16 protein-coding genes are annotated in these 17,852 nt (G+C 69.0%); 12 read left to right on the top strand and 4 right to left on the bottom strand.

Features of this window, described 5'->3' with window-relative positions; all coding sequences use genetic code 11:
* Positions 1-147 precede the first annotated feature (147 nt).
* From infB to truB, 8 genes are all read left to right on the top strand, one after another.
* Positions 148-3,018 (top strand): translation initiation factor IF-2, encoded by a 2,871-nt coding sequence (gene infB, locus HQ314_RS02355; protein ID WP_222649193.1) that lies wholly within the window; start codon positions 148-150, stop codon positions 3,016-3,018.
* A gap of 94 nt (positions 3,019-3,112) precedes the next feature.
* Positions 3,113-3,403, top strand: coding sequence for a DUF503 domain-containing protein (locus HQ314_RS02350; RefSeq protein ID WP_027505078.1), 291 nt, complete (start codon positions 3,113-3,115; stop codon positions 3,401-3,403).
* Between the two features lie 19 nt (positions 3,404-3,422).
* Positions 3,423-3,872: a 30S ribosome-binding factor RbfA gene (gene rbfA / locus HQ314_RS02345; protein ID WP_027505079.1), complete on the top strand. Its 450-nt coding sequence runs from the start codon at positions 3,423-3,425 to the stop codon at positions 3,870-3,872.
* A gap of 31 nt (positions 3,873-3,903) precedes the next feature.
* The gene (locus tag HQ314_RS02340; protein WP_222631496.1) at positions 3,904-4,845 is read left to right on the top strand and encodes a bifunctional oligoribonuclease/PAP phosphatase NrnA; all 942 of its coding nucleotides are present in this window, start codon (positions 3,904-3,906) and stop codon (positions 4,843-4,845) included.
* Positions 4,842-6,212 (top strand): MATE family efflux transporter, encoded by a 1,371-nt coding sequence (locus HQ314_RS02335; RefSeq protein WP_308119191.1) that lies wholly within the window; start codon positions 4,842-4,844, stop codon positions 6,210-6,212. The genes HQ314_RS02340 and HQ314_RS02335 overlap by 4 nt, the downstream gene beginning before the upstream one ends.
* Before the next feature lie 2 nt (positions 6,213-6,214).
* Positions 6,215-7,174, top strand: coding sequence for a metallophosphoesterase (locus HQ314_RS02330; RefSeq protein WP_222649192.1), 960 nt, complete (start codon positions 6,215-6,217; stop codon positions 7,172-7,174).
* A gap of 20 nt (positions 7,175-7,194) precedes the next feature.
* Positions 7,195-7,869, top strand: coding sequence for a 4'-phosphopantetheinyl transferase (locus HQ314_RS02325; RefSeq protein WP_222649506.1), 675 nt, complete (start codon positions 7,195-7,197; stop codon positions 7,867-7,869).
* 47 nt (positions 7,870-7,916) lie between these two features.
* A complete protein-coding gene (truB, locus tag HQ314_RS02320; protein WP_222649191.1) occupies positions 7,917-8,834 on the top strand; it encodes a tRNA pseudouridine(55) synthase TruB in 918 nt (305 codons plus the stop codon).
* Positions 8,835-8,855: 21 nt separating this feature from the next.
* On the opposite strand, the gene HQ314_RS02315 is transcribed toward truB, so the two are convergent.
* Positions 8,856-9,524 (bottom strand): metal-dependent transcriptional regulator, encoded by a 669-nt coding sequence (locus HQ314_RS02315; protein WP_308119190.1) that lies wholly within the window; start codon positions 9,522-9,524, stop codon positions 8,856-8,858.
* A 66-nt stretch (positions 9,525-9,590) separates the two neighbouring features.
* Here HQ314_RS02315 and HQ314_RS02310 point away from each other — a divergent pair, with 66 nt between their 5' ends.
* From HQ314_RS02310 to HQ314_RS02295, 4 genes are all read left to right on the top strand, one after another.
* Complete coding sequence (locus HQ314_RS02310) at positions 9,591-10,559, top strand: bifunctional riboflavin kinase/FAD synthetase (RefSeq protein WP_222630856.1); 969 nt, start codon at positions 9,591-9,593, stop codon at positions 10,557-10,559.
* 140 nt (positions 10,560-10,699) lie between these two features.
* Positions 10,700-10,969 carry a 30S ribosomal protein S15 gene (gene rpsO / locus HQ314_RS02305; RefSeq protein WP_027505086.1) on the top strand — a complete coding sequence of 90 codons (270 nt, stop codon included), beginning with the start codon at positions 10,700-10,702 and terminating at the stop codon, positions 10,967-10,969.
* A 361-nt stretch (positions 10,970-11,330) separates the two neighbouring features.
* Positions 11,331-13,613: a polyribonucleotide nucleotidyltransferase gene (locus HQ314_RS02300; RefSeq protein WP_222649190.1), complete on the top strand. Its 2,283-nt coding sequence runs from the start codon at positions 11,331-11,333 to the stop codon at positions 13,611-13,613.
* A gap of 61 nt (positions 13,614-13,674) precedes the next feature.
* A complete protein-coding gene (locus HQ314_RS02295) occupies positions 13,675-14,979 on the top strand; it encodes a pitrilysin family protein (protein WP_051613192.1) in 1,305 nt (434 codons plus the stop codon).
* A gap of 6 nt (positions 14,980-14,985) precedes the next feature.
* Here the strand turns inward: HQ314_RS02295 and HQ314_RS02290 are convergent, their stop codons facing one another.
* The 3 genes from HQ314_RS02290 to HQ314_RS02280 all read right to left on the bottom strand — a co-directional run bounded on the left by HQ314_RS02290 (position 14,986) and on the right by HQ314_RS02280 (position 17,684).
* On the bottom strand, positions 14,986-16,068 hold the full coding sequence (locus HQ314_RS02290) for a fused (3R)-hydroxyacyl-ACP dehydratase subunits HadA/HadB (protein ID WP_056444959.1): 1,083 nt from the start codon (positions 16,066-16,068) through the stop codon (positions 14,986-14,988).
* Positions 16,069-16,188: 120 nt separating this feature from the next.
* Positions 16,189-17,358, bottom strand: a complete 1,170-nt coding sequence (locus tag HQ314_RS02285; protein ID WP_285185085.1) for an NAD(P)/FAD-dependent oxidoreductase — start codon at positions 17,356-17,358, stop codon at positions 16,189-16,191.
* A complete protein-coding gene (locus tag HQ314_RS02280; protein WP_027505091.1) occupies positions 17,355-17,684 on the bottom strand; it encodes a bifunctional 3-phenylpropionate/cinnamic acid dioxygenase ferredoxin subunit in 330 nt (109 codons plus the stop codon). The genes HQ314_RS02285 and HQ314_RS02280 overlap by 4 nt, the downstream gene beginning before the upstream one ends.
* Positions 17,685-17,852 lie beyond the last annotated feature (168 nt).

The raw sequence follows: 17,852 nt of genomic DNA, 5'->3' as shown, positions 1-17,852 counted from the left end.
GGCACCTCGCCGCGCCACGAGGAGAACAGGTACACGAATTCATGAGCACACCGTGAAGCACCGACGATGAACATCGTTTCGAGATAACCCGAGGTCGTGCGGGCGCCTGCCATAGGAGCCGCGCTCGACCTCTCAGTGAGGAGAGCAGTGGCAGGCAAGGCCCGCGTGCACGAGTTGGCTAAAGAACTCGGTGTCACCAGCAAGGATCTACTCGCCCGGCTGAAAGAGCAGGGCGAGTTCGTGAAGTCGGCGTCGTCGACCGTGGAAGCACCGGTCGCGCGACGTCTCCGTGAGTCGTACCCGTCCGCGTCCGGCGACGCGGCACCGTCGACCGGCGCCCGTCCGTCCGGAAACGGCGCAGGCCCGAAGCCGGGCGGCCCCCGCCCCGGTCCGAAGCCGGCTCCGGCGGCCCCCGAGGCACCGGCCGCAGCAGCACCCGAAGCGCCCGCCGCGCAGGCTCCGGCCCCGTCGGCTCCCGCCGCCCCGGCACCCGCTGCCCCGGCTCCGACACCCGCAGCACCTGCCGCTCCCGCGGCACCGGCTGCTCCGGCGGCACCCGCCCCCGAGGCACCGGCAGCGTCGGCGCCCACAGCGCCCACAGCGCCCGCTGCTCCCGGCCCCAAGCCGGGACCGAAGGCACCGCGCGTCGGCAACAATCCCTACTCGTCCGCACCCGTCGAGCGCCCCGCGCCGCGTCCCGCTCCGGGACAGGCCGGTCCTCGACCCGGCGCCCCGCGTCCGGCTCCGGGCCAGGGTGGACCTCGTCCGGCCGGCGGCGCACCCGCTCAGGGTGGAGCAGGTCGTCCCCCCGCAGGTCAGGGTGGACCTCGCCCCGGCGGACCCCGTCCCAATCCCGGATCGATGCCTCCTCGCCCGAACCCGGGTGCCATGCCGAGCCGCTCGGCTCGTCCGGCTCCCGCAGCCGGCGGTCGTCCGGGTCGTCCCGGCGGCGCACCGGGCGGTCGTCCCGGCGGTGCCGGTGGCGGCGGCGGTTACCGCGGTGGCGGCGGTGCACCCGGCGCTCCCGGTGCCGGCGCACCTGCCGGTGGCGGCTTCCGTGGTCGTCCCGGTGGCGGTGGCCGTCCCGGCCAGCGCGGCGCCGCGGCAGGCGCGTTCGGTCGTCCCGGCGGCGCAGTCCGTCGTGGCCGCAAGTCGAAGCGGGCGAAGCGCGCCGAGTACGAATCCATGCAGGCTCCCGCAGTCGGTGGCGTGCGGTTGCCCCGCGGCAACGGTGAGACGATCCGTCTCGCTCGCGGCGCATCGCTGTCCGATTTCGCGGACAAGATCGACGCGAACCCGGCTGCACTCGTGCAGGCGCTGTTCAACCTCGGCGAGATGGTGACGGCGACTCAGTCGGTCAACGACGAGACGCTCGAACTGCTCGGCGGCGAGATGAACTACGTCGTCCAGGTCGTGAGCCCGGAGGACGAGGACCGCGAACTGCTGAACTCGTTCGACCTCACCTACGGCGAGGACGAGGGCGGCGAGGACGAGCTCGAGCAGCGTCCCCCCGTGGTCACCGTCATGGGTCACGTCGACCACGGCAAGACGCGACTGCTGGACTCGATCCGTAACGCCACCGTGCGTGAGGGCGAGGCCGGTGGCATCACGCAGCACATCGGTGCCTACCAGGTCCTCACCGAGCTCGAGGGCAACGAGCGTCTGGTCACCTTCATCGACACCCCCGGTCACGAGGCCTTCACGGCCATGCGTGCCCGTGGTGCCAAGGCCACCGACCTCGCGATCCTCGTGGTCGCGGCCGACGACGGCGTCATGCCGCAGACGGTGGAGGCGATCAACCACGCCCAGGCAGCAGACGTGCCGATCGTGGTCGCGGTCAACAAGATCGACAAGGAAGGCGCGAACCCGGACAAGATCCGGCAGCAGCTGACCGAGTACGGCCTCATCGCCGAGGAGTACGGCGGCGACACGATGTTCGTCGACATCTCGGCCAAGCAGGGCACCAACATCGATGCCCTTCTCGAGGCAGTGCTGTTGACGGCCGACGCGGCGCTCGATCTGCGCGCCAACCCGGACATGGACGCACAGGGTGTCGCCATCGAGGCACATCTCGACCGTGGTCGCGGACCGGTGGCCACCGTGCTCATCGCTCGCGGAACCCTGCGTGTCGGTGACTCGATCGTCGCCGGCGATGCCTACGGTCGCGTCCGTCGCATGGTCGACGAGCACGGCGAGGACGTCATCGAGGCGCTCCCGTCGCGTCCCGTTCAGGTCATCGGCTTCACGTCGGTGCCGGGTGCCGGTGACAACCTGCTCGTCGTCGACGAGGACCGCATCGCCCGTCAGATCGCGGACCGCCGCAACGCTCGCAAGCGCAACGCGCTGGCAGCGAAGTCGCGCAAGCGGATCAGCCTCGACGATCTCGATGCCGCACTGAAGGAGACGTCGCAGCTCAACCTGATCCTGAAGGGCGACAACTCCGGCACCGTGGAGGCCTTGGAGGAGGCGCTCGTCGGTATCGCGATCGACGACGAGGTCGAACTGCGCGTCATCGACCGCGGCGTGGGTGGTGTCACCGAGACCAACGTCAACCTGGCGTCGGCGTCCAACGCGATCATCATCGGCTTCAACGTCCGTGCCGAGGGCAAGGCGACGGAGCTGGCGAACCGCGAGGGCGTGGACATCCGGTACTACTCGGTGATCTACCAGGCGATCGACGAGATCGAGAAGGCGCTCAAGGGTCTGCTCAAGCCGGTCTACGAAGAGGTCACGCTGGGCCAGGCCGAGATCCGCGCGCTGTTCCGTTCCTCGAAGGTCGGAAACATCGCCGGTTGCCTCGTCACCTCGGGTCTGGTGCGCCGCAACGCGAAGGCTCGACTGCTTCGTGACAACAACGTGGTCGCCGAGCTCGTCACCATCTCGTCGCTCCGGCGCGAGAAGGAGGACGCCACCGAGGTCCGCGAGGGCTACGAGTGTGGTCTGACGGTGACGTACTCCGACATCAAGGTCGGAGACGTCGTGGAGGCGTACGAGCTTCGGGAGAAGCCGCGCGACTGATCGACGAGAACGTACGGGTGTGGCCCGCGGCATGTCCGCGGGCCACACCCGTTCGTCGAAGACGGTGTCCGACCCTGCTATCGATGAGGTGCTCGTGTTTCTCGGTGCTCTCGAACTCGACATCCTACTCGGCGACGTACATTCGCTGAAGGAGAAACGTTCGGTGATCAAGCCCGTCGTCGCTGCCCTGCAGCGCTTCGGTGTGTCGGCTGCCGAGACCGGGGAACAGGAGCGTTACCGTCGTTCGATGGTGGGTGTCGCCATCGCCACCGGGGACGTCGCCCACCTGCACGAGGTACTCGACTCGTGCGAGCGACACGTGGCCGAGAGGCCGGAACTACAACTACTCGCAGTTCGGCGCCGAGTGTTCGGGCCAGAGGACTGATGGACGAAGGAGACGCATCGTGGTGGACCAAGCCCGCGCTCGTAAACTGGCCAAGCGCATCGGTGCGATCGTCGCGACGGCCATCGATCACGAGATCAAGGATCCGCGGCTGTCGTTCGTGACGGTCACCGACACCAAGGTGACCCCGGACCTGCACGACGCCACCGTCTACTACACCGTGCGCGGCGAGACGCTCGACGCCGAGCCCGATTTCCAGGCTGCCGCTCTGGGTCTGGAGAAGGCCAAGGGCGCTCTGCGCACCAAGGTCGGTGCCGGTACCGGCGTGCGCTTCACCCCGACGCTGACCTTCCGTGCGGACACGGTGCCCGACACCGCGCGCCACATGGAGGAACTGCTCGAGCGTGCCCGCCAGATCGACGACAAGGTGGCTCAGGCCGCTGCGGGGGCGCAGCCCGCCGGTGATCCGGATCCGTACAAGGTGCCTCGAAGCGACACCGACGAGCTCTGAGACCCCGGTGACCGACACGCTGCGCGCAGACATGCAGAAAGCCGTCCGTCTTCTCGAGGACGCCCGGACGGTGACTCTGCTGTGCCACGTGCAACCCGACGCCGACACCATCGGCAGTGCGCTCGCCCTGGCCATCGCGCTCTCGCGACGCGGCGCGCGGCCGACCGTGTCCTTCGCGGCGCCCGCCTCGTTGCCCGAGTCGATGATCGGTCTGCCGGGAGCGGAGTTCCTGGTGCCGCCCGCCGAGGTCCCGACGGACGCGGATTTGGTGGTCACCGTGGACGCCGGCAGTCGAGGCAGGCTCGGGTCGCTGGGTGACCGGTTGGACGGCGCCGTGTCCCTGGTCGTCGACCATCACCGGTCCAACACCTTCTACGGCACGCATCACGTGATCGATGCGAGTGCGGAGTCCACCACAGCGGTGGTCGCCGTGCTGTTCGACGAGTGGGGCGTCGAGATCGACCGGGACCTCGCGCACTGCCTGTTCGCCGGCCTCGTGACCGACACCGGATCGTTCCGCTGGGTCCGGCCGGGCTCCCACCTGCTGGCCGAGCGACTTCTCGCGACCGGGATCGACGGCGCCGCCATCTCGCGCCGCCTGCTCGACACCCACCCCTTCGCCTGGCTGCCGATGCTGGGCGCCGTCCTGGGCTCGGCGCGCCTGGTGCCGGACGCGGCCGGCTCGCGTGGGCTCGTCTACGCGATCGTGCGGCTCGAGGACTCTCGCGGACTGCGTCCCGAGGAGATCGAGAGCGTCGTGGACATCGTGCGCACCACCGCGGAGGCCGAGGTGGCCGCCGTGTTCAAGCAGAACGAGGCGGGCTGGGCCGTGTCGTTGCGCGCGAAGAGCAGTGTCGACGTCTCCGTCGTGGCGTCCGCGCTGGGTGGGGGCGGCCACAAGTTCTCCGCCGGCTACACCGCGACGGGCCCGATCGAGGACGACGTCGACGCCCTGGTCGCCGCGCTCGGGTGACCGATCGCTCCGCCGTGGACGGGCGGGTGTCCGCTCGCACCCTGTTCGGCCTCGCGTTCCCCGCACTCGGCGTCCTGGTGGCCGAGCCGCTGTACCTGCTCTTCGACTCCGCGGTGGTGGGTCGACTCGGTGCGCTCCCACTCGCGGGTCTGGCCGTCGGTGGCCTCGTTCTCGCCCAGGTGAGTACGCAGCTGACGTTCCTCTCGTACGGGACGACCGCGCGCGCGGCACGGCTGCACGGTGCGGGCCGGGACGACGACGCCCGCAACGAGGGCGTCCAGGCCACGTGGCTCGCAGTGGTGCTGGGCCTCCTGCTGATCCTGGTGGTCCAGCTCTTCGCGAACCCGATCCTGTCGGTGCTGGGCGGCGGGGGAGACATCACCGCCGAGGCCACCACGTGGCTCCGAGTCGGCGTGCTCGGCACCCCGTTGATCCTCGTCACGCTCGCCGGGAACGGGTGGATGCGCGGCGTGCAGGACACCGTGCGGCCGTTGCGGTACGTGGTGGCGGGGCTCGCACTGTCGGCCGTGCTGTGTCCCGTCCTCGTGCACGGTCTGATCGGCGTTCCGGCCCTCGGCCTCGTCGGGTCCGCCATGGCCAACGTCATCGGCCAGGCCGTCGCAGCGACGCTGTTCGTCTCCGCCCTGATGCGCGGGCCGCGGACCCGCTCGCTCCGGCCGGATCTCGCGATCATCCGCCGCCAGCTCGTCCTCGGCCGGGACCTCGTGCTCCGCTCGTTCGCCTTCCAGGCCTGCTTCCTGTCCGCGGTGACCGTGGCGTCCCGCTTCGGTGCCGGTGCGGTCGGGGCCCATCAGGTGGTTCTGCAGTTGTGGAATCTCGTCGCGTTGATGCTGGACTCGTTGGCCATCGCCGCACAGTCCCTGGTCGGCGCCGCGTTGGGAGCGGGCCGTGGCCGCGCCGCGTCGATGCTCGCCTCGCGGGTGACCGCGTGGTCCGTCGGTTTCGCCGTGGTGCTCGCAGGACTGTTCGCCGCCACCCACGCCGTGATCCCGCCGCTCTTCACGTCCGACTCGTCGACCCTGGCGAGCATCGACGGCATCTGGTGGTTGTTCGTCGCGCTGATCCCCGTCGCCGGCGTCGTGTTCGCCCTCGACGGTGTGCTGCTCGGGGCCGGGGATGCCGCCTTCCTGCGGAACGCGACTCTCGCGAGCGCCGTCGTCGGATTCCTACCGCTGATCTGGCTCGCGGCGATCCTCGACTGGGGGTTGCCGGGAATCTGGGTGGGCCTGATGGTGTTCGTCAGCCTGAGAGCGGTCTCCGTGGTCTGGCGGACCGCGTCGGGCGCCTGGATCAGAACGGGGACCGATACCGTCGGGAGCCGAACATCAACCGCAGAAGGGTCGTGAGTGTGCCAGCCAAGTTGTGGGCCGTCAGCGACATCCACGTCGGTCACAAGGGCAACCGGCCCGTCACCGAGGCCATCGAACCGGAGAACCCCGAGGACTGGCTGATCGTCGCCGGAGACGTGTCGGAGAAGACGGACGACATTCGCTGGGCGCTCGCCGAGCTGAAGTCGAAGTTCGACACCGTGATCTGGGTGCCGGGAAACCACGAGCTGTGGACCACGGTCAAGGACCCGGTACAGATGCACGGTGAGGCGCGCTACGACTACCTGGTCACGATGTGCCGGGAACTGGGTGTGCTGACGCCCGAGGACCCGTTCCCCGTGTGGGAGGGGGAGGTCGGGCAGGCCGGAGGCCGGTCGGGGTATTTGGGCCCCGTCACGCTGGTGCCGATGTTCGTGTTGTACGACTACTCGTTCCTGCCTGCGGGCACCACGAACAAGCTCGACGGTCTGGCGCTGGCGCGCAGCCGCAACGTGGTGGCCACCGACGAGTTCCTCATCACCCCGACGCCCTACGCGTCCCTCGACGCGTGGTGCGCGGCGCGGCTGGCGATCACCGAGAAGCGGTTGGCCGAGGTGGACACCTCGATCCCGACGGTGCTGATCAACCACTGGCCGCTGGTGCGGCAGCCCACCGAGGTGCTGTTCTATCCCGAGTTCGCCCTCTGGTGCGGAACCACGGCGACCAAGGACTGGCACACCCGCTACAACGCCCTGTGTGCGGTCTACGGCCACCTCCACATCCCACGGACGACGTACTACGACGGCGTGCGGTTCGAGGAAGTGTCGGTGGGCTACCCGCGCGAGTGGAAACGCCGCGGACTCCCGGATCAGGTGCTGCGACAGATCCTTCCGGTCCCCGAGTACCCGCCGGGATCGTTGAACAAGTTCGGCGGCCACTTCACGGTCACGCCGGAGATGGAAGCGGAAGTGGAGAAGATGCGAGCGGAGAAGCGACTGTGACGACGGCACGAGAGACCTCCCTGCTCGGCGGGCTGCTCGCGCGCGGCGTCGTCGCCGAGGAGCTGTTCGAGGATCCGCCCGGTCTCACCCCGCACCCCCGCGAGGCGCATCTCGTGGAGAAGGCCGTCGACAAGCGCAAGCGCGAGTTCACCTCGGCGCGGCACTGCGCCCGACTCGCGATGGGCCGGCTCGGACTCGAGCCCGGTCCGATCATGCGCGGCGAGATGGGATCGCCGGTGTGGCCGGGCGGCGTCGTCGGCTCGCTCACGCACTGCGACGGCTATCGCGCCGCCGCCGTCGGCTACGCGTTGCAGGTCCGCTCGGTGGGCATCGACGCGGAACCGCACGAACCGCTGCCGGACGGCGTGCTGAAAGCCGTGAGCATCGAGGCCGAGCGTGAGGTCCTGGCCACCCGCACCGACGACGAGGTGCAGTGGGACAAATTGCTGTTCTGCGCGAAGGAGGCGACGTACAAGGCCTGGTACCCGCTGACCGGGCGGTGGCTCGGATTCGAGGACGCGCACATCACCTTCGAGCGCGATGCCGACTCGGCGGGACGCTCGACCGTCACCGGTACCTTCCGCTCCCGGCTGCTGGTCCCCGGCGACACCACCAGCGGCGCACCGCTCACCTCCTTCGACGGAAGCTGGGCCGTCTCCGACGGCCTCGTCGTCACTGCGATCACGGTCTTCTGACGGCCGGCCTCCGGCCTTCCCGCGATCTTCTGACAGACTTCTCCCTCGTGCCAGCTCACCCCAAACCCCCCACAGGACTCGACGGCGCCGGACTTCTGGTGGTGGACAAGAGTGGCGGAGTCACCAGCCACGACGTCGTCTCCGCCTGTCGCAAGGCCTTGAAGACGCGCCGCATCGGACACGCCGGCACGCTCGATCCCATGGCGACGGGGGTGCTGGTGCTCGGTGTCGAGCGAGCGACCAAGATGCTGGGTCTGCTGTCGCTGACCACCAAGGAGTACACCGCGACCGTCCGCCTCGGAGCCGCCACCACCACCGACGACGCCGAGGGCGAGACGGTGTCGACGGCAGACGCGAGTGCGGTGACGGACTCCGGGATCGACGAGGCCGTCGCCGCGCTGACCGGGAAGATCAGTCAGGTCCCGTCGAGTGTCAGCGCCATCAAGGTGGACGGCAAGCGCGCCCACGCTCTCGTTCGGGAGGGCGAGGACGTCGTGCTCGAACCGCGCACGGTCACCGTCTCCCGCTTCGACGTCCTGGAGCGTCGCCGGGGGAGCGACGTGATCGATCTGGACGTCCACGTCGAGTGCACGTCCGGGACCTACGTGCGGGCGCTCGCCCGAGACCTGGGTGCGTCCCTGGGCGTCGGCGGCCACCTGACCGCGTTGCGACGCACCCGGGTCGGACCGTTCACGTTGGAGCACGCCCGCACTCTCGACGAGGTGCGGGACGACCCGCACGTGAGCCTCGACATCGACGCTGCCGCTCGCACGGCGTTCCCGCACCGGACGGTCACGTCGGACGAGGCCGAATCGTTGAGCCAGGGACGCTGGCTCGACCCGATCGGGATGCCCGGCATCTACGCGGCACTGGACGAGAACGGCCACACCATCGCCCTGGTGCAGGAACGCGGCAAGCGGGCCAGCACCGTGATGGTCGTGCGGCCGGCCACGCTGCGCCCCTGAGTTCGTCGGGGCGGTCCGGCGTCAGTCCGTGGTCATCCAGATCGCTTCGGCGGCAACATGACCCAGGTCGAGTACCGTGTCGGCCACCTGCACGGCCACGGTCCCGGCGAAGTCGCGGCGTTCGACCATCGTGATCGACAGGTCGAGGGTGATGCCGATGGAATCGAAGTACCGCAGCATGTCCGGATCCGAGTCGGAGATGCGGGTGACGTGGCCCTTCTGGCCCGCGACGAAATCGCTGAGCGGTATCGCCGGCGGTGCGGGAATGGTGCCGTCGATGGTGGGGATGGGATCACCGTGCGGGTCGCGTGACGGCCGACCGAGCTTGGCGTCGATGCGCTCGACGAGCAGGTCCGACACCGCGTGTTCGAGTACCTCGGCCTCGTCGTGCACCTCGTCCCAGCCGTAGCCCATCTCCTCGACCAGCCAGGTCTCGATGAGCCGATGCCTGCGGACCATGCCGATGGCGGCGCGCCGCCCGGCCTCGGTGAGCGTGATGGACCCGTAGCGGGCGTGGTCGACGAGGCCCTGATCGGCGAGTTTGCGTACGGCCTCGGAGACCGTGGACGGCGAGACGCACATCCGGGAGGCGAGCATCTTGGTGCTCACCGGCTCGTCGGAGTACTCGCTCGCGGTCCAGATGACCTTGAGGTAGTCCTGCGCGACGGTGGAGAGGGCAGGGGCTGGCACGCCGACAGCTTAGCCGTCGGTGCGCCGGACGTGACCGGTCGATCGTCGGCCCGTAGGCTCCTGGTCGTGGAGAGATGGCGAGGTCTCGACGATGTCCCGGCCGACTGGGGCAGATGTGTTCTGACGATCGGCGTGTTCGACGGCGTACACCGCGGCCACGCCCAATTGATCGACCGCGCCGTGACATCGGCGGCGGCACGCGGAGTGCCGAGTGTGCTCATGACCTTCGATCCGCATCCGATGGAAGTGGTGCGTCCGGGCAGTCACCCGGCCCAGCTGACCACCCTCACCCGGCGTGCCGAACTGGCCGAGGAACTGGGCATCGACGTCTTCTGCGTCATGCCTTTCACGCCGGAGTTCATGAAGCTCACCCCCGATCGCTACATCCACGACATCCTCGTCGAGCGGCTGCACGCCGCCGAGGTCGTGGTGGGGGAGAACTTCACGTTCGGCAAGAAGGCCGCCGGCAACGTCGATCTGCTCCGGTCCGCCGGCACGCGGTTCGGGTTCGCGGTCGACGGTGTCACTCTGCTGGCCGAGGAGTCGGTCACGTTCTCCTCCACCTACATTCGTGCCTGCGTCGACGCCGGTGACGTCGCGGCCGCCGCCGACGCGCTCGGTCGACCCCACCGAGTCGAGGGCGTGGTGGTGCACGGTGACGGCCGTGGCCGCACCATCGGCTACCCCACGGCCAACGTCAAGCCGCCCATGCACGCCGCCATCCCGGCGGACGGGGTGTACGCGTCGTGGTTCACGGTGCTCGGACCCGGACCGATCATGGGTACCGTGACTCCCGGAAAGCGCTGTCGCGCAGCGGTGTCGGTGGGGACCAATCCTACGTTCTCGGGACGCACCCGCACGGTGGAGGCGTTCGTCCTGGACGGCGACGCCGATCTCTACGGGCAGCACGTCGCGGTGGACTTCGTCGAGCGTCTGCGCGGCATGGAGGCCTTCGCCTCGGTGGACGAGCTGATCGCGCAGATGGATCTCGACGTCGACCGTGCCCGCGACATCCTCGCCGCCCTGGACGCCTGAATGAAGAGGTGTCGTTCGGGCCTCGGCCACTGAGGTAGGATGGACGACTGTTGTTCGCTGCGGTCCGCGGCGGCTGCAACACCGCGCCCTCGGGTGCGGCACCATCCACGCGCGGACGGCACTGCATCAGGAGTTTCACTGTGGCTTTGACCACCGAACAGAAGAAGCAGATCCTCGGCGAGTACGGCGTCCACGAGACGGACACCGGATCGCCGGAAGCCCAGGTGGCGATGCTCACCAAGCGCATCCAGGATCTCACCGAGCATCTCAAGGTGCACAAGCACGATCACCACTCGCGTCGCGGCCTGCTGCTGCTCGTGGGTCGTCGTCGTCGTCTGCTCAAGTACGTGCAGAAGGTCGATGTCGCGCGGTACCGCTCGCTCATCGAGCGTCTGGGACTGCGTCGATAATTTCCGTCATGGTTCACGCGATCGCGCCGGCGAGGCAGCCCACGGCTGTTCCTCGTCGGCCGTTCGTCGTGGACCGGTAGTGTCACAGCAGTACTCCCTCTCCGGGAGTGCACAGCACCACAGGTAGGCCGCCGACTCGGCGGTGAGCACCATCAGCCGTTCGTCCCCGACACACGTCGCGGTGTCGGTCTTCGGTAGTGGTCTCTCGGTTTCCGGACGCGCGGAGCGCGACCCGGCCCGGGGGACTTCGATCGTGGGCCGCCTCCGCTCGCACGTCGACTCGGGGACGCCGCACCGGACCACCGGGTTCGAGTGCGCGCCCGGGTGGGCACGGCGAAGACGAGAGGACGAGAAGACTTCCATGTCAGAGACCACCACGAACACCGCAGCGGCCACCGAGGTCGACGAGGGCGTGTTCGAGACCACCGCCGTCATCGACAACGGGTCGTACGGCACCCGCACCATCCGCTTCGAGACCGGCCGGCTGGCCAAGCAGTCCGCCGGCGCCGTCGTCGCGTACCTGGACGACGAGACCATGCTGCTCTCGGCCACCAGCGCCTCGAAGCACCCCAAGGACCACTTCGACTTCTTCCCGCTCACGGTGGACGTCGAGGAGCGGATGTACGCCGCCGGCCGCATCCCCGGATCGTTCTTCCGTCGTGAGGGACGCCCCAGCACCGACGCCATCCTGACCTGTCGCCTGATCGACCGGCCGCTGCGTCCGACGTTCGTCGACGGACTGCGCAACGAGATCCAGGTCGTCATCACCGTGATGAGCCTCGATCCGAAGGACCTGTACGACGTCGTGGCCATCAACGCCGCGTCGGCGTCCACCCAGCTCGCGGGCCTGCCGTTCTCCGGCCCCATCGGCGGCGTCCGTGTCGCCCTGATCGACAAGCAGTGGGTAGCGTTCCCCACCAACGAGCAGCTCGAGAAGGCCGTGTTCAACATGGTCGTCGCCGGCCGCGTCGTCTCGGGCACCGGTGCGGACGCCGACGTCGCGATCATGATGGTCGAGGCCGAGGCGACCGAGAAGGTCATCGCCCTCATCGAGGACGGCGCGCAGGCGCCCACCGAGGCCATCGTGGCCGAGGGCCTCGAAGCAGCGAAGCCGTTCATCGCATCGCTGTGCGAGGCGCAGAAGCAGCTCGCCACGGCGGCCGCCAAGCCCACCGGCGACTTCCCGCTCTTCCCCGCGTACCAGTCCGACGTGTTCGAGGCTGTCGAGGGTGCGGCTCAGATCCCGCTCAACGAGGCACTCACCATCGCCGGCAAGACCGAGCGCGAGAGCAAGCTCGACGAGGTCAAGAATCAGATCCTCACCAGCGTGGGCGACCGGTTCGAGGGCCGCGAGAAGGAGATCGGCGCAGCGTTCCGCTCGCTGACCAAGAAGCTCGTGCGTCAGCGCATCCTGCGCGACCAGTTCCGCATCGACGGCCGCGGCATCACGGACATCCGTGAGCTCTCCGCCGAGGTCGCCGTCATCCCGCGCGCCCACGGCAGCGCGTTGTTCGAGCGTGGCGAGACCCAGATCCTGGGCGTCACCACCCTCGACATGGTCAAGATGGCCCAGCAGATCGACTCGCTCGGACCCGAGACCAGCAAGCGCTACATGCACCACTACAACTTCCCGCCGTACTCCACCGGCGAGACCGGACGCGTCGGATCGCCGAAGCGTCGCGAGATCGGTCACGGAGCCCTCGCGGAGCGCGCGCTGCTCCCCGTGCTCCCCAGCCAGGAGGAGTTCCCCTACGCCATCCGTCAGGTCTCGGAGGCGCTCAGCTCCAACGGCTCCACGTCGATGGGCTCGGTCTGTGCGTCGACGCTGGGCATGCTCAACGCCGGTGTGCCGCTGAAGGCACCGGTCGCCGGCATCGCCATGGGTCTGGTCTCCGACCAGGTCGACGGTGAGACCCGCTACGTCGCCCTCACCGACATTCTCGGTGCGGAGGACGCGTTCGGCGACATGGACTTCAAGGTCGCCGGCACCCGCGAGTTCGTCACCGCCCTGCAGCTGGACACGAAGCTCGACGGCATCCCGTCGCAGGTTCTGGCCGGTGCGCTGTCGCAGGCCAAGGACGCGCGCGTCACGATCCTCGACGTCATGGCCGAGGCCATCGACGCTCCGGACGAGATGAGCCCGTACGCACCGCGCGTCACCGCGATCAAGGTCCCCGTGGACAAGATCGGCGAGGTCATCGGGCCCAAGGGCAAGATGATCAACTCGATCACCGAGCAGACCGGCGCCAACATCTCGATCGAGGATGACGGCACCGTCTACGTCGGTGCTGCGGACGGCCCGTCCGCACAGGCTGCGATCGACATGATCAACGCCATCGCGAACCCGCAGCTGCCCAAGGTCGGCGAGCGGTTCCTCGGAACCGTCGTCAAGACCACGGCATTCGGCGCGTTCGTCTCGCTGCTCCCCGGTCGTGACGGCCTGGTGCACATCTCCAAGCTGGGCAGCGGCAAGCGCATCAACAAGGTCGAGGACGTCGTCAGCGTCGGATCGAAGCTCCGCGTGGAGATCGCCGACATCGACAACCGCGGCAAGATCAGCCTCGTCCCGGTCGAGGACGACGCGGCAGCCGCCGCGCCGGCCGACGATCAGGTCGCCACCTCCGACGAGGTCAGCGCTGAGTAAGAAGTACACGAACGCGGCGGCGCGGTCTGCGGAGCTCTCGGGCTCCCGGCCGCGCCGCCGTGTGCGTACACCCGAACCGTCCGGCGTCCGCCGCACGGTGTTGCCGGGCGGCGTCCGAGTCGTCACGGAGTTCGTTCCCGGCGTGCGGTCCGCCTCGGTCGGCGTCTGGGTCGCCGTCGGTTCGCGCGACGAGGGCCGCACCGTCGCCGGTGCCGCGCACTTCCTCGAGCACCTGCTGTTCAAGGCCACCCCCACCCGTACGGCTCTGGACATCGCGCAGGTGATGGACGGAGTCGGCGGCGAGCTCAACGCGTTCACGTCCAAGGAGCACACGTGCTTCTACGCGCACGTGCTCGACGAGGACCTGCACCTCGGACTCGACCTGGTGGCGGACGTGGTGCTCCGCGGTCGCTGCCGCGCCGAGGACGTCGATGTCGAACGCCAGGTGGTGCTCGAGGAGATCTCGATGCGCGACGACGACCCCGAGGACCTGCTCGGTGACGCCTTCCTCACCGCGCTGTTCGGTGACCACCCCATCGGTCGTCCCGTCATCGGATCGGTGGAGTCCATCGAGTCCATGACGCGGAATCAGCTGCACTCGTTCCACACTCGGCGCTACACCCCGCCGCGCATGGTGGTGGCGGTCGCCGGCAACGTCGACCACGACGACGTGGTGGCGGGGGTCCGTCGCAGTTTCGCCGACCGGATCGCCGGTGCCGCCGAACCGGCACCGCGGCGTGGGGGAGCGGGCCGCATCACCGCGCGCCCGGCCCTGAGCCTGACGACGCGGGACAGTGAACAGGCGCACCTGTGCCTGGGCGTGCGGGCGTTCGGACGCCACGAGGGTCATCGGTGGGCGTTGTCGGTTCTGAACACCGCCATCGGTGGAGGGCTCAGTTCGCGTCTGTTCCAAGAGATCCGGGAGGAGCGCGGTCTCGCGTACTCGGTGTACTCGTCGGTGGACACGTTCTCCGACACGGGTGCGTTCTCGGTGTACGCCGGATGCCAGCCCGAGAATCTCGGCGAGGTCACCTCGGTGATCCGCGACGTGCTCGCGTCGGTGGCCACCGACGGCATCACGGACGCGGAGTGCGCTCGCGCGAAGGGGAGCATGCGCGGGGGACTGGTTCTCGGACTGGAGGATTCCGGATCGAGAATGAACCGGATCGGTCGCAGCGAGCTCAACTACGGCGACCACAGGTCGGTGGAGGAGACGCTCGCGCGCATCGATCAGGTGACCAACGACGAGGTCCGCGATGTCGCCCGGACCCTGCTGGCGCGGCCCATGGCGGCCGCCGTGGTCGGGCCGTTCTCGAAGGTGACGAAGCTCCCGGCCTCGGTACGCGGAGCCGTGGCCGGGAGCTGAGGCGTCTCAGGCCAGGTGAACGGTGGCCATCGCCTTGTGGCCGAGGATGCGCTTGCCCTTGTAGCGGGCGTCGATGGAGACCACCGCAGTCCGGGTCGCCTCGTCCTTCGACTTCACCGTGCCGTCGATGACGATCTCCGACTTGGACACCGGGTCGACCATGACAGGGCTGGTGAAGCGCACGGTGCAGTCCTTCAGGGCACCCGGGTCGCCGAGCCACTCGGACACGAAGCCGGTGCCGAGGCCCATGGTGAGCATGCCGTGGGCGACGACGGTGTCGAGCTCGAGCAGCGACGCGAAGTGGTCGCTCCAGTGCACGGGGTTGTTGTCGCCGACCACGCCCGCGTAGTTCACGAGATCGCCGCGCGAGAGCAGCACTGTCCTGGTGGGCAGTGCGTCGCCGACCGCCACGTCCTCGAAGCGCCGACGGGCATGGCCGGTGTGCGGGACGACGACGGGCGGGGCGTAGACCGTCTCGAGGTCGTCACCGCCGGGATTGACGTCGGCCACCTCGTCGGACGTGGACAGGGTGAACATGCCGTTCATGACCATGCCGCGCGCGACGTCCGCGATGCTGTCGTCGCCGTCGTCGGCGCGCCCGATGAGCAGGGTGGTGTACGTGATCTGCGCCAGCTCGTTGCGCTGGTTGGTGATGACGGTCTTGGTCACCATCATGTCGCGGCCGACGACCGTGCGGAAGGAGTCGAGCGAGACGTCGCACGTGAGCCGGTCGCCCGCCAGGATCGGCGCGAAGTACTCGGCATGCTGGTCTGTCTGCAGCATCCGGCTGAGGTCGTATCCGGTGGCGATGCGCTCGAGCAGCTTCTGCTGGGCGATGATGCCGACCAGCGAGAAGAACGTGGGCGGCGCCATCAGCGCCGGATAGCCGACCTCGAGTGCGCCCTCCTCGGTCCAGTGGACCGGATGGAAGTCGCGGACGGCTTTCGCGTACTCCCGCACCTTCTCGCGGCCGACCTCGTAGTAGTCGTCGGCGCGGTAGTGGTAGCCCACCATGTCCAGCGCATGCTGCGCCGGGTCGAACGTGGTGTCGCTCGCGACGGCGTCGGTGGCCAGGATCTCGGCAGTCATGACGGCAACCTATCCCCGGCGACGAGCGCTGTGCAGTGCCAACGGAGTTCTCCGGGCTGATCACAGAAAAGCGACTTCGAGATTGTTATACGCACCCAATGCTGATCGGCATGCGGAGAATCAGGCCCCGAGGCTCTTCCTCATCCTGGTGAACGATCGGGCGTTGTTCATCGCCAGGACGGCGACGACGTCGTCCGCTCGCTCGTACACGGCGACGAACGAGCCGGCCTCCGGGTCGCCCTCGACCACGCGCACCGAATCGGTCGACTGGCGGCGGCCGGCGAACTGGATGCGAGAGCCGTACTGGTCCGACCAGAAATACGGAACACCGGACGGCGCGGGCTGCGCCCCCACGATCGACCGCGCCACTCGCCGAGCCTGGGTGACCGCGTGCGACCAGTGTTCGCTGCGATGGTGGTCCTGCAGCACCTCGTCGAACGCGCGAGCGCAGTCCCCGATCGCGTAGACGCCCGGAACGGTGGTGCGGCACTGCGCGTCGGTGACGAAACCGCCGTCGATGGCGAGGCCGGACGCTGCCGCCCACTCCGTGTTGGGGATCGATCCGATTCCGATCACCACGACGTCGGCGGGCAGTACCGTCCCGTCCCCGAGCAGGACGGAGGTGACGGCCCCGTCGCGGCCCTCGAGAGAGTCGACGGCGGCGCCGAGCAGGAGGGTCACGCCGTTCGCACGATGCAGATCGACGCAGACCTCCGCCATCGTCAGGCCGAGCGGGCCGGACAGGGGAGCGGTGGACGCCTCGACGATGGTGACGGAGATGCCGAGGCCGGCGGCCGTGGAGGCCACCTCGGCTCCGATGAATCCCGCGCCGATCACCACCATGGTGGTCGCCGTGGCCAGCGACGAGCGCAGTGCGGCGGCGTCGTCCAACGTGCGCAGCGTGTGAACGCCGCGGAGGTCGTCGGCGCCCAGCAGGGTCCGTGCGCGCGCGCCGGTCGCGATGACGACGACGTCGGCACTCACCTCCCGCCCGTCCGCGAGCTCCACGCTCCGCCCGGTCATGCCGACAGCCGGTGTCCCGAGCACCCAGTCGACGTCGAGCGCATCGGGTTCGGGAACGAGCCACGGGTCGGGAGCCGATCCCTGCAGGAAGGCCTTGGAGAGGGGCGGGCGATCGTACGGCAGGTGGGGCTCGTCGCCGACGACGGTGACGCGACCCGTGAACCCGTCCTCGCGGAGAGCGGTCGCGACGGTCGAGCCCGCGAGCGACGCCCCGACGACCAGGACGGAGTTCACCGTCTCGACGTCGGGCCTGTCGGGGGTCGTCACGAGCCGGGGAGGTCGAGCACGACCGCGCCGTCGACGACGTGCACCGCATATGTCCGAACGGGAGTCTTCGCCGGTGTGCCCGAGGGGGCGCCGGTCCGCAGATCGAAGCACGACTCGTGCAGCGGGCACTCGACCGCGCAGTTCTCCACCCATCCGTCGGCGAGCGAGGCGTCCTGGTGTGTGCACGTGTCGTCGATCGCGAAGAGGCCCTCCTCGGTGTGGAAGACGGAGATCGCGGTGTGACCCGGCGGGGTGACGGTGGCGACCTCGCCGACGGGGAGGGCCGATGCGGAGCAGACGGCGACGCGATGAACGGTGTCCGGCATGATGCCTCCCGCAAGTGTGATGGTGTTGCGTCAATCGCAACTGTGATCGATCTGCGCAACAGGATGCACCAGGACGATCCACCACGTCAATCGCTGCACCGGTGTGTCGAACCACGGCGTGCCGGGTTGACAGCCCGGCCCGGGGCGTCGAGTCTGTGTTGCGTAAAC

The sequence above is a fragment of the Rhodococcus sp. BP-332 genome, assembly GCF_019836065.1.
Classification (GTDB): domain Bacteria; phylum Actinomycetota; class Actinomycetes; order Mycobacteriales; family Mycobacteriaceae; genus Rhodococcoides.
This window is presented reverse-complemented; position numbering and strand designations above follow the sequence as displayed.